This is a genomic window from Janthinobacterium sp. YR213 (assembly GCF_900099875.1).
GTDB classification, from domain to species: Bacteria; Pseudomonadota; Gammaproteobacteria; order Burkholderiales; family Burkholderiaceae_D; genus Janthinobacterium; species Janthinobacterium lividum.
On record NZ_FNDA01000001.1, the window covers coordinates 1,166,651 to 1,178,679 of the forward strand.

Sequence of the window (12,029 nt, forward strand, 5' to 3'; positions counted from 1 at the left end):
CACCGTTCGCGGTGGCCTTGTCATTTTCCCGACATATCCGTGTATTAGAATCGCGCGACGATCAATCACACTGCGCGAGAAAGATTCACGATGGCGATGGAAACTGCCGGTTTTACCTACGGCTCGGACACCTCGGGCCTGGTCTGGGGCTTCCTGTTTGGCCGCGACGGGCCACCGCTGGCGCTCGACTCGACGGCGGCACTGGCCTGGCTGGCCGATGGCGCGGCGCGTCCGGCGCAGGAATTCGTCTGGCTGCATTTCAATTTGTCGCATGCGGCCAGCGAAAAATGGCTGATGACGCATACGCAGCTGGCCGACGAATTCTATGAAACCCTGCACCAGGGGTCGCGCTCGACGCGCATCGAACAGGCGGAAAACACCCTGATCGCCGTGGTCAACGATGTGGTGCACAATTTCTCGTTCGAGGCATCCGATATTTCCACCATGTGGGCCAGCGTGGCGCAAAACCTCGTCATCACGGCGCGCCGCGCGCCGCTGCAGTCGATCGAGCGCCTGCGCCAGGCCGTCATCAAGAACCACGAGCCGATCCGCTCGTCGGTGGAGCTGCTGATTCATTTGCTGCGCGACCAGGCGGACGTGCTGGTCAACATCGTGCGCGACGCCGTGGCGCGGGTCGACGATATCGAGGATCACTTGCTGGCCGGACGCCTGGTGCCGAAACGCGAAGACCTGGGCGCCATGCGGCGCGTGCTGGTGCGGCTGCAGCGCCTGCTGGCGCCGGAACCGGCCGCCCTGTTCCGCCTGCTGCAACGCCCACCTGCGTGGGTGTCGGAGCTGGACAGCCTGGAACTGCGCCAGTCGACGGAGGAATTTTCCGTGGTGCTCAGCGATATGTCCTCGCTACAGGAACGCATCAAGCTGCTGCAGGAAGAGATCGCCGCCAGCGTCAACGAGGAAAACAGCCGCAGCCTGTTCGTGCTGACCATTGTCACCGTGCTGGCCTTGCCGATCAATATCATCGCCGGCATGCTGGGTATGAATGTGGGGGGAATTCCGCTGGCCCAGCACCCGCAGGGCTTCTGGATCATCGTTGCCATCATCGTCACGTTTACGGTCGTGGCGGGATGGCTGGTGGTGCGCGTGCAGCGAAACAGTTAATTCCCGTCCCGGCACGGCCTGGCAGGCGAACGGCAGGCGCCGTCCGCCTTACTGCTTGCTGCGCTTAACGGTGGTATTCGCCAGCCCGTTCAGGCTGATAGACGATTTCCTCGATCTTGACCTTCACCACGCCGCCAGGCATGGGCCAGGCGATGCTGTCGCCCACGGACAAACCCAGCAGCGCGCTGCCGACGGGCGCCAGCACGGAAATGCGGTCGGCCTGGCCTTCCACATCCTTCGGATACACGAGCGTCAGGCAGAATTCCTCCTTGTTTTCCACCGTGAAGCGCACGGTGGAATTCATCGTCACGACGGTCGGCGGAATCTCTTGCGGCTCGAGCACCTCGGCGCGGCCCAGCTCATCGAGCAAGGCGGCCTTGTCCGGCGACAGATTATTACCCAAGGCATACAACAACGCTTCCAGTCGTTCCAGGTCTTGTGACGACAAAATAATTTTTGGTTTTTTTTCCAAGATATCCTCACTATTGATCATTAGGGCGACGTCCGGTTTTACTGGCGGCAGCTTGCTTGGCCGCGGCAGACAAAACAAACAGCATCAGAACGTCCATCATCAGCGGATTATGGACGAAGTCGCGGAGCAAGGCCATAGCGTTCGCGCATTCTTCATTAAAATTTATTAAAATCAATGACTTGCAATCGACCATACGGACCAGAAATTAATCCATGCCGGGATGGTCGCAGGTATTGAAGTTATTCTTGATGGTATTTTGTTTACCATCAGCATGTTTTTAAAGAAAAAAACCGGCGGGCAAAAAAAGGATTAAAATTCATCTGGAATTATTATTAGAAAGACACGTCCCGCCTTTTCCGTCCGTCTTGTCGCCTTGCCTGCTGCCACCGGCCTGCGGTATGGACACTAAATTGCCGCGCGCCCTGTACTTTCACGCTGCAAAATGACAATATGTCGGCCTTAACAACACGTTGAGAGTTCCGGCTCACTTCGGTTTTCATCAGACTGGAACGTAAAGTATGGCAGGGCGAGGCGGGATCACACGGGGCGGCGGCAAGCGGGGCCGGCAGGAGGGCGCGTCATGATGGCGCCATTGATGCTGCCGTCGGCGCAATTGCGCGGCGACCGGATTGCCCGCTTGAACTTGCTGGCCGCGGCGGCCATGCTGGCGATGGCCAGCCTGCTGCTGATCCTCTTCCAGTTGTTTTCCCTCCAAACATCCTTCCAGCGCACGCTGCGCATCCAGGCCGACATGCTGGCGCCTGCCGCCACCCAGGCCTTGCGCCAGGACAATCGACTTGCAGCGCAACAACTCCTCGCCTCCCTGGCCGCCGCCCCGCATGTCCGGCAAGCACTGCTCTACAGCCCCTATGGCGCGCCGTTTGCCAGCTACGCGCGCAGCGCCAGCGATGCCGCGCCCGCGGCGCCGCGCAACGGCCTGCACATCGATTACCTGGACGGCAGCGCCGCCATCCTGAAAACCTTGCCCGGAGGCGGCGCGCTGTACCTGCGCGCCAGCCTGGCGCCGCTGTACGCCAGCCTGGCGCAATTTGCCGCCTTCACCCTGCTCGTCTGCCTGTGCGCGTTCGGCCTGACGTTCCTGATGGTGCGCCGCACGCGCACGGCCGCCCAGCATGCGGAAAGCCATTTGCACTATCTGGCCCATGTCGACCCGGTCACGCAACTGCCGAACCGCCATGAATTCAACGATGCCCTGGCCTACGCGCTGGCGCGCGCCGACCGCCAGGACAGCAGCGTGGGCCTGCTGCTGCTGGACCTGGACAACTTCAAGATCGTCAACGATACGCTGGGTCACCACTGCGGCGACCAGCTGCTCAAGCTCGTGTCCGAGCGCCTGGTGGCCATCCTGCGCGGCACCGACATCATCTGCCGCATCGGCGGCGACGAATTCGTCGTCATCGTCGAACCGGCCGACGACGCCTCGGAAATGGCCAGCGTGGCGCGCAAGATCCTGGCCGTGCTGGCCGCGCCGTTCGACCTCGAAGGCCACCAGCTATATGTCAGCGCCAGCATCGGCGTGAGCCTGTATCCGTTCGACGCGCAGGACGTGGCCACCCTGACGCGCAATGCCGATACCGCCATGTACCACGCCAAGCACCAGGGCAAGAACCGCTACGCCGTGTTCAAGGCCGAAATGGAATTGCGCGCCCAGCGCCGCCTGCGCATGGAAGCGAACCTGCGCAAGGCTCTGCAGAACGAGGAACTGTATCTGCACTACCAGCCGCAGATCGACTTGCGCAGCGGGCGCATCGTCGGCGTGGAAGCGCTGATACGCTGGAACTGCCGCGACATGGGCCAGCTGAGCCCCGCCGAATTCATCCCCGTGGCCGAGGAAAGCGGCATCATCGTCGACCTGGGACGCTGGGTGCTGCAAAGCGCCTGCCGCCAGGCGGCCCTGTGGTGCAAGGCAGGCCTGCTCGATTCGCTCGAGCACGTGGCCGTCAACCTGTCGGCCTGCCAGGCGCGCGACCCGGGTCTGATGGACGATATCCGCGCCATCCTGGATGAAACGCAGCTGCCGCATGGCTTGCTGGAACTGGAAATCACGGAAGGCGTCCTGATGGACAATGTCCACGCCAACGTGGAACTGATGCGGCGCCTGCAGGAAACGGGCATCCACCTGTCGATCGACGATTTCGGCACCGGCTATTCGTCGATGTCGTACCTGAAGCGCCTGCCCATCGACCAGCTGAAAATCGACCGCAGCTTCGTGCACGACCTGCCCGGCGAGGGAGAGGCCATCGTCACGGCCATCATCGCCATGGCGCACAGCCTGCACCTGAAAGTGGTGGCGGAAGGGGTGGAAACCTTGCGGCAGGTGGAGTTTTTGAGAAAAGCCGGCTGCGACAACGTGCAGGGCTTTTTCTTCGCGCGTCCGATGACGGCGGCACAGTTGACGGCGCTGCTGCTGGAACGGCGCGACTGGAGTACGCGCACGATCCTGCCGGCTTGAATTGCTGCCAACAAGGATGTCGGATTACGCACGGCATTGCCGCGCCAATCCGACCTGCGCCAGGAACCGGTAGGTCGGATTAGCGCAAAGCGCGTAATCCGACACCACCAGCGCTACATCAAGCCAGCTTGGCCGAATGCTCGCGCGTGGCGTGGAATGTCAATTTGGGCCAGCGCTCTTCCGTCAGGCGCAGGTTCACGCCCGACGTGGCCAGGTAGGCCATGTTGCCTGCCGCATCGTAGGCCACGTTGTGGCCCAGCGCGTTTTCGAAATCCTGCAGGATGCGCTTGTCGTCGCAGCTGACCCAGCGGGCGCTGCTGATGCTGGTGCCTTCAAACACGGCATCGACGCCATACTCGTTGAGCAAACGGCTGGCCACCACTTCGAACTGCAGCACGCCGACGGCGCCCAGTACCAGTTCGCCGCCCTGCACCGGCTTGAAGACCTGCACCGCGCCCTCTTCGCCCAGCTGCTGCAAGCCCTTGTGCAACTGCTTGATCTTCAGCGGATTACGGATGCGCACGGAGCGGAAGAAGTCCGGCGCGAAGTACGGGATGCCCGTAAAGGTCAGCATCTCGCCTTCGGAAAAACTGTCGCCGATCTGCATGTTGCCATGGTTCGGCAAGCCGATGATGTCGCCCGCGTACGCTTCTTCCACCTGTTCGCGCGAGGAAGCCATGAAGGTCACCACGTTCGACACCTTGATCTCGCGCCCCAGGCGCAAATGCTTGACCTTCATGCCGCGTTCGAAACGTCCCGAGCACACGCGCAAAAAGGCGATGCGGTCGCGGTGGGCCGGGTCCATGTTGGCCTGGATCTTGAAGACGAAACCGGTAAACGGCTGCTCGGACGGAGCCACCGAACGCACGGTCGCGTCGCGCTCGCGCGGCGCCGGCGCCCAGTCGACCAGCGCGGAGAGAATCTCGCGCACGCCGAAGTTGTTGATGGCCGAACCGAAGAACACGGGGGTCTGCACGCCGGAGAGGAATTCCTCCAGGTTGAACGGATTCGACGCGCCGTGCACCAGCTCCACTTCCATGCGCAACTGGTCCATCTCCAGCGGGAACATCTCCTGCAGGCGCGGGTTGTCGATGCCCTTGATGATTTCAAAGGCGCCATCGGCCTTTTCTTCACCGGCCTTGAACAGCATGATCTCGTCGTTCAGCAGGTGGTACACGCCGCGGAAGTTCTTGCCCATGCCGATAGGCCAGGTGACAGGCGCGCACTGGATCTTCAGCACCGATTCGAGTTCGTCGAGCAGGTCCAGCGGATCGCGCGTCTCGCGGTCCATCTTGTTCATGAAGGTGACGATCGGCGTATTGCGCATGCGGCAGACTGCCAGCAGCTTGATCGTCTGCGCTTCCACGCCCTTGGCCGCATCGATCACCATCAGCGCCGAGTCGACGGCCGTCAGCACGCGGTAGGTATCTTCCGAAAAGTCCTGGTGGCCCGGAGTGTCGAGCAGGTTGACGACGTGGTCGCGGAATTCGAACTGCATCACCGAGGAAGCGACGGAAATGCCGCGCTGCTTCTCGATCTCCATCCAGTCCGACGTCGCGTGGCGGCCCGATTTGCGGGCCTTGACGGTACCGGCCATCTGGATCGCGCCCGAGAACAGCAGCAGTTTTTCCGTCAGCGTGGTTTTACCCGCATCCGGGTGGGAAATGATGCCGAAGGTGCGGCGGCGCTGCACTTCGCGCGCGATCACGGCCGGCGCCTTGCAGCTCGCTGGCGCTGCGGCGATGTCCGCATTGTCGCTGGAATCGGGGGTGTTGATGTCGTTCTCGTTGGCCATATTGGTGACCATAATATGGCCCTCGCAAAAAACCCTCGATTTTACAGAAGGATCGGCCTTCCGTGTGAACTGCTTCACTCTGGCGAACGGCAAAATCGCCCACTTCATCAAGGGGTCACAATCCGCAGGCAACATTGCACTGCAGAAATGTTGCCACTCTTTCCTGGAAACCCGATGAAAATGCTCCTCACCCCCGCCATCCGACTCATGCAGCGCCTGCGCCTGCTGCCCAAATTCATGCTTGTCTGCCTGGTCTTCCTGCTGCCGCTGGCGCTGGCGACCACCCTGCTGATCTCGGAACTGGGCAAATCGCTGGCCCAGGCGCAGGATGCGCAGCGGGGCGTGGCCTATGTCCGCCAGCTGCAGGAAGGCACGCGGCTGCTGCAGCAGCGGCGCGGCCTCGAACATTTGCGCCTGAGCGGCAAGGCTGGGATGGACAACACGGCCCTGAATGCGCGCATCACGGCCACGCTGGCCGCCCTGGCGCGCTTGCCGGCGGGCGCAGGCCTGCCCCAGGCGGCCGAACTGACGAAGCAGTGGCAAGCCCTGCTGGGCCGCCAGGCGGGCCTTGCGGCGCGCGACAGCTACGCGGCGCACACGGCGCTGCTGCGCCAGGCGGCCAAACTGGGCCAGCTAGTGGCCGACCGTTCGCACCTGAGCCTGGACCCGGACGCGGGCGCCAACCACCTGAGCGCAGTTTTCACCGCCACCCTGCCCGACCTGGCCGAAAGCCTGTCGGACATCGCCGGGCGCGGCGCCGCCTATATCGACACGGGCCTGTTCGAGGCGAATGAAGATCAGCTCGTCAACGCCAACGCCCTGATCGCGCGCCACGAACTGGAACGCCTGCCGGCCCGCTTCGACGAAATCATCGCCGCCAAGCCCGAACTGCGCGCCAGCCTGCAGCCAGCCCTGAAAGCCGTGCCGGCCGCGCTGGCCTTCCTCGAACGCACGAAGAATGAAGTGACGAATTCCTACGATCAGACCTCGGGCGCGCAATTTCATGCGGCCGGCATGCAGGCGATCGATGCCCTGCAGGCGCTGTCCGGCGCCTCGGCCACCGCCCTGGACGGCTTGCTGGCGCAGCGCATCGCCCGCGACGAGGCGCGCCGCGGCCTGATCCTGGCGGCCATGCTGCTGGTGCTGCTGGCCGCCGCCTACCTGTGTGCAGGCTTCTATGCCGCCTTCGCGCGCGACGTGACGCAATTGCGCGTGGCCGTCGGCGCGGCGGCGGCGGGCGACCTGTCGCAGCGCATTACCTCGCAGGCGCACGACGAGATCGGCGACCTGGTGCGCGACTTCGGCGCCATGACGCACGGCCTGGCCACCCTGGTGCAGGAAATCCGCGGTGGTGCGGCCGTCATCGCCGCGGCCGGCGCCGATATCGCGCAGGGCAACGCGGCCCTGTCCGGCCATACGGCCACGCAAGCGGATGCGCTGGGCGCCACCGTGGATTCGATGCGCGAGCTGACGGCCACCGTGGGCCGCAACGAAGCCCACGTAGGACAGGGGCGCACCCTGGTGGCCTCGGCCGCCGAAGTGGCCCTGCGCGGCGGCGAGACCGTCAGCGCCGTGGTCGAGACCATGGCCTCGATCAAGGCCAGCTCGCACAAGATCGTCGACATCATCGGCGTCATCAACGGCATCGCCTTCCAGACGAACATCCTGGCCCTGAACGCGGCCGTCGAAGCGGCCCGCGCGGGCGAGCAGGGACGCGGCTTTGCCGTCGTCGCGTCCGAGGTGCGCAGCCTGGCGCAGCGCTCCAGCGAGGCGGCGCAGCAGATCAAGCGCCTGATCGGCGATTCCGTCGCCACCGTGGATGCGGGCGGCGACCTGGTCAATGCGGCCGGCAGCACCATGCGCCAGGTCGTCGATGCCGTGCAGCAGGTGTCTGTCGTCATCGGGCGCATCAGCAGCGCCGGCGCCGAGCAGAATGGCGAAATCGCCCGCATCAACGGCGCGCTGGCGCAAATCGACGACATGACGCGCCAGAACGCGGGCCTGGTCGACGAGGCACGCGCCGGTTCGCAGCGCCTGCACCAGGAAGGCGAAGCGCTGACGCAGGCCGTCAGCCGCTTCCGTCTGGGGGAACACGAGGCGCCAAACGTGCGCCAGACACCCGCCGCAACCGTGCGCGACGGCCTGCCCAGCGTGCGTCCGGCCGGCCTGTGGAGCGCCAACAAGCCGCGCGTCATATCACAAAATCGCGCGGAACGGCGCAAGGCTAGCTAGTCAAAAGTGTGCACGTAGGACAAGGACTACAATTTCGCCTCAATGGAGACTACAAAGTGGCGACTGCTAATCTTATGTTCGCCACTTACATAAGCTTTTAAAGTAGCTACATCGCGATCTGCACCGCGCGGTCGACAAAAACGCCGTTACCACATGAGTACGGCAGTTTTTTTTGACCAGCAACGCGGCAGTCGCACTCCGATGTAAAAAGCCTGTGAGGAATACTATGAGCCATACTCAACTTATCGCCCCGGTCCAGAAGAACCAGTTGCTGCCGCGCGCCATGCCGGCGGCCGGTCGGGAAATCAAGCTTGCGTCGCGGGTTAGCCTCAGCAGTGCACAACAGAATGAATTGCTGGCCGCCCTGCCGCGCGCCGCGCTCGAATCGCTGTTCGAAGACCTGGAACTGGTCGAACTGCCTTTCGGCAAGGAACTGTATGCCTACGGTAACAACCTGGAATACAGCTACTTCCCTACCACCGCCATCATTTCCTTGCTGTATGTAATGGAAGACGGCGCCACGACGGAAATCGCCGTTGTCGGCCATGAAGGCGTGGCCGGCGCCTCGCTGCTGGCAGGCGAGCGCGCCATGTGCACGGCTGTCGTGCAAAGCGCCGGCTACGGCTACCGCCTGAAAACGCAAAGCTTGCGCGATGCCTTCAATCAAGGCGGCGCCCTGCCCCAGTTGCTGATGCGCTATACCAACGCCCTGTTTGCGCAAATGGCGCAGAACGCCGTCGGCGGCCGCCACAGCTCGATCGAGCAAAAGCTGTGCCGCTGGCTGCTGGACCGCCTGGACCGTTCGCCATCGAATGAATTGAAAGTCACCCAAGAGCTGATCTCCATCATGCTGGGCGTGCGCCGCGAAAGCATCACGGCCGCCGCCGGCAAGCTGCAGGAAGAAGGCTTGATTCACTATCGCCGCGGCAATATCACGGTGCTGGACCGCGCCGGCCTGGAATGCTATGCGGGCGAATGCTACAAAGTGGCCAAGACGGAATACGACCGTTTGCTGCGCGACGTATCGCGCTGCTGATGGGAAGCTGCCGCAGATCCGGCGGCATGGATAAAAAAATGGCCGGGCTGCATGCCCGGCCATTTTTTTGCCGCAACCTCAACCTCAACCTCAATTAGGCTTCGACATCCGCATCGATGTCTTCCGGCTCCGGCGTCAGCGGCAGGGGAATCACGGCTTCCACACAGGTCCCCTTGCCTTCCGGACCCTGGCGCACGGTGAGAGTGCCGCCCAGCAACAAAGCCCGTTCGCGCATGCCCAGCAAGCCATGCGACATGGGTTTTTGCAAGGCATCTTCCGTGATGCCGATGCCGTCGTCGATCACGCGCAGCACCAGGCCGTGCTCGTTGCGTTTCAATGTCACGCTGACCATGCCGGCGCGCGCATATTTCAGGATGTTCGTCAGCGATTCCTGCACGATGCGGAACAGGGCAATCGTCAGGGTGGCTTCGCGGTTGTCGATATTGATGGCCACGTCCGTTTCGCAGCGCACGGAACTCATGCGCGTAAAATCCTCGCAATAGCTTTCGATGGCGGCGCACAGGCCCAGATTGTCCAGCAGGCTCGGGCGCAAATCCTCGACGATGCGGCGCTTCAGCTCCACCGTTTCCAGCAAGGTTGCCTTGGCGCGCCGTAATTGCGCGGCCAGTTCCGGCTGCGCGTGCGCCAGCTGCTGCGTGACGGCGCCCAGGTCCATGCTGATCGAGGTCAAGTTGGCGCCCAGCTCATCATGCAATTCGCGCGCCAGGCGCGCCTTTTCCACTTCGTTGACGCTGATCAAATGGCGCGAGAGCACGGATAGCTGTTCCGTGCGCTTGCTGACCGTCGATTCCAGATTGTCGTTGGCATTTTGCAATGCATACTCGACGGCCGCGCGGTTCTGGAAGCTGCGCCGCACCAGCTGGTAAAACATGATCAGCACGAGGATGGCCAGGGCATTGATGCCGATGCCGAGCAGCACGGCTTTCTGGTACTCATGGTAAAAGGCGGCGCTGCCGGACGACAGCGCTTCATTCTGCTCGCGCGTCATGATCACCACCTGCAGGCGGATCTCGTCCATGGTGGCGCGGTCATCGGTCACGCGGGAAATGTTGACGATCTCGGCCAACCCGCCCTGCCTGTAGACCTCGATCGACTCTTGCAGCATCGACATCTTGCGGCGGATCAAGCTTTTCAGCTGGCCCAGGTTTTTCAGCTGGGTGGGACTGCCCGCGAGCAAAGTCTGCAGCTCGTTGAATTCGTTTTCAATTTCGGTGGTAGCCGTCTTCGACGGCCCCAGATAGGTTTCGGAGCCGGAAATGAAATAGCCGCGCAAGCTGCTTTCCGCGTCGAGCACGAGCACATTCAAATACTGCAGGCGGTCCGCCACGCGGGCGCTCTGGCTGAGCAAGGCATTCGTGCCCTTCAGCGACTGCAGGTTATGAAAGAGACTGAAACCATTAAGTACAAGCAACAAGGCGCACGTCACGCACAGGATCGTCTTGTACAGGGGCAGGCGGTGATTCGGGGCCGGTTCAGCGGTGAAATACATCCTGATGTGCATCCTTAGCAAGGTTCGGCGCGGGAGAGAGCGCCGGCGCCGGCCAATTATAGTCCTCGCCACAAACTGCTGCACTGCACAAGTCGTGCTGGCCAGCTGGCTGAGCGATCATGTTTCCATGATCGCACCGCAGCGCTAGTCAAGCAAATTGTTTTTCATTGCGTAATAGGTCAAGTCGCTGTTGGATTGCAAGCCCATTTTTTCCATGATGCGCGTGCGGTAGGTACTCACCGTCTTGATGCTCAGCGACAAGGCCACACCGATATCGGACACGGTGGCGCCGCGCGCCAGGCGCAGGAAGACCTGGAACTCGCGGTCCGACAATTCCGTATGCAGGGCGGCATTCGTGTCGCGGTCGAACGACTGCGCCAGCAATTCACCGACGGTGGAGCTGACATAGCGGCGTCCCTGGAAAACGGTGCGCACGGCCGTCATCAGCTCGTCGGCTTCGCATTCCTTGTTCAGATAGCCATTCGCGCCCATCTTGAACAGGTTCAGCGCGTATTGCTGCGCGGGATAGCCGCTGAGGATCAGCACGGGCAATTCCGGCTGGCCCTGGCGGATCGTGCGCAAGGTATCGATGCCGCTCTGATCGGGCATGGCTATATCGAGCAACAATACATCGCAAATTTCGCGGCGGGCGATATCGAGGGCTTCACGCCCCGTACCGGCTTCCGCCACCACACTGAAATCGCTTGACGACGAAAAAATCTGTTTGAATCCAGCTCGTACTATTTGGTGATCATCACAAATGGCAACGCGTATCATTGTTTCCCCTTAAATTTTCCTGGCCTGGGAAAGACTACCGGAACCTGAACGCTGCTCCGGCTTAGCGTCACTAACAAAAACGCAACATTAACATTATATTCAAAATATGGCGCGCCGTACGGTAGCGTCAACGCCAAGAGGGAGCGCCCATGCAGTATGGGCAACTTAGTCAACTGCTACCGGACAACCCCACCTATATTGGTACAAATCTTATTTTAGCAAGTTTAAAATCGCAATTAATTCATTGCGTATCCACACGCGGTCCAGCGGCGCTTCCTGCGGCACAACGGGCATGGCCGGCAGCACTGGCAACTCGTCAAGGATGGCATGCGATGCGCCACGGCTGTCGAGCTTGTTTCGCGCGCCGCTGATGGTAAAGCCCTGCTCGTACAGCAATTCGCGGATACGGCGTATCAGCAGCACCTCATGGTGCTGATAATAACGGCGGTTGCCACGTCGTTTGACCGGCTTGAGCTGGGAAAACTCCTGCTCCCAGTAGCGCAACACGTGCGGTTTGACGCCGCACAATTCGCTCACTTCGCCGATCGTGAAATAGCGTTTCGCCGGAATGGGCGGCAAGGCGATCAACTCGGTTTTACTGATGCGCTCGTTCAT

At 61.9% G+C, this 12,029-nt stretch carries 9 protein-coding genes; 4 read left to right on the forward strand and 5 right to left on the reverse strand.

Annotation, left to right across the window (positions count from 1 at the left end; translation table 11 throughout):
* Positions 1-90: 90 nt before the first annotated feature.
* Complete coding sequence (locus tag BLT98_RS05120; RefSeq protein ID WP_170846295.1) at positions 91-1,119, forward strand: transporter; 1,029 nt, start codon at positions 91-93, stop codon at positions 1,117-1,119.
* Between the two features lie 64 nt (positions 1,120-1,183).
* Here BLT98_RS05120 and rnk read toward each other — a convergent pair whose 3' ends face one another.
* A complete protein-coding gene (gene rnk / locus BLT98_RS05125) occupies positions 1,184-1,591 on the reverse strand; it encodes a nucleoside diphosphate kinase regulator (protein WP_162835757.1) in 408 nt (135 codons plus the stop codon).
* A gap of 580 nt (positions 1,592-2,171) precedes the next feature.
* Between rnk and BLT98_RS05130 the strand changes: the two genes are divergently transcribed.
* Entirely contained in the window at positions 2,172-4,064 is a 1,893-nt protein-coding gene (locus BLT98_RS05130; protein ID WP_070280342.1) for a putative bifunctional diguanylate cyclase/phosphodiesterase, read from the forward strand.
* A gap of 118 nt (positions 4,065-4,182) precedes the next feature.
* On the opposite strand, the gene BLT98_RS05135 is transcribed toward BLT98_RS05130, so the two are convergent.
* The gene (locus BLT98_RS05135) at positions 4,183-5,859 is read right to left on the reverse strand and encodes a peptide chain release factor 3 (protein WP_092606932.1); all 1,677 of its coding nucleotides are present in this window, start codon (positions 5,857-5,859) and stop codon (positions 4,183-4,185) included.
* Positions 5,860-6,033: 174 nt separating this feature from the next.
* Here BLT98_RS05135 and BLT98_RS05140 point away from each other — a divergent pair, with 174 nt between their 5' ends.
* Both BLT98_RS05140 and BLT98_RS05145 read left to right on the forward strand, forming a co-directional pair.
* Positions 6,034-8,091 carry a methyl-accepting chemotaxis protein gene (locus tag BLT98_RS05140; RefSeq protein ID WP_092605719.1) on the forward strand — a complete coding sequence of 686 codons (2,058 nt, stop codon included), beginning with the start codon at positions 6,034-6,036 and terminating at the stop codon, positions 8,089-8,091.
* A gap of 226 nt (positions 8,092-8,317) precedes the next feature.
* Entirely contained in the window at positions 8,318-9,127 is an 810-nt protein-coding gene (locus BLT98_RS05145; protein WP_034783188.1) for a Crp/Fnr family transcriptional regulator, read from the forward strand.
* 94 nt (positions 9,128-9,221) lie between these two features.
* Here the strand turns inward: BLT98_RS05145 and BLT98_RS05150 are convergent, their stop codons facing one another.
* The 3 genes from BLT98_RS05150 to BLT98_RS05160 form a co-directional block, all read right to left on the reverse strand.
* Complete coding sequence (locus tag BLT98_RS05150; RefSeq protein ID WP_092605721.1) at positions 9,222-10,637, reverse strand: sensor histidine kinase; 1,416 nt, start codon at positions 10,635-10,637, stop codon at positions 9,222-9,224.
* A 144-nt stretch (positions 10,638-10,781) separates the two neighbouring features.
* Positions 10,782-11,414, reverse strand: coding sequence for a response regulator (locus BLT98_RS05155; protein WP_034783185.1), 633 nt, complete (start codon positions 11,412-11,414; stop codon positions 10,782-10,784).
* Positions 11,415-11,624: 210 nt separating this feature from the next.
* Entirely contained in the window at positions 11,625-12,029 is a 405-nt protein-coding gene (locus BLT98_RS05160; RefSeq protein ID WP_034783182.1) for a MerR family transcriptional regulator, read from the reverse strand.

Bases quoted from the DNA above. Each gene is read 5' to 3' on its own strand.
- BLT98_RS05120 (WP_170846295.1), top strand. From the start codon at position 91: ATGGCGATGGAAACTGCCGGTTTTACCTACGGCTCGGACACCTCGGGC.
- BLT98_RS05130 (WP_070280342.1), top strand. From the start codon at position 2,172: ATGATGGCGCCATTGATGCTGCCGTCGGCGCAATTGCGCGGCGACCGG.
- BLT98_RS05135 (WP_092606932.1), bottom strand. From the start codon at position 5,859: ATGGCCAACGAGAACGACATCAACACCCCCGATTCCAGCGACAATGCG.
- BLT98_RS05140 (WP_092605719.1), top strand. From the start codon at position 6,034: ATGAAAATGCTCCTCACCCCCGCCATCCGACTCATGCAGCGCCTGCGC.
- BLT98_RS05145 (WP_034783188.1), top strand. From the start codon at position 8,318: ATGAGCCATACTCAACTTATCGCCCCGGTCCAGAAGAACCAGTTGCTG.
- BLT98_RS05150 (WP_092605721.1), bottom strand. From the start codon at position 10,637: ATGTATTTCACCGCTGAACCGGCCCCGAATCACCGCCTGCCCCTGTAC.
- BLT98_RS05155 (WP_034783185.1), bottom strand. From the start codon at position 11,414: ATGATACGCGTTGCCATTTGTGATGATCACCAAATAGTACGAGCTGGA.
- BLT98_RS05160 (WP_034783182.1), bottom strand. From the start codon at position 12,029: ATGAACGAGCGCATCAGTAAAACCGAGTTGATCGCCTTGCCGCCCATT.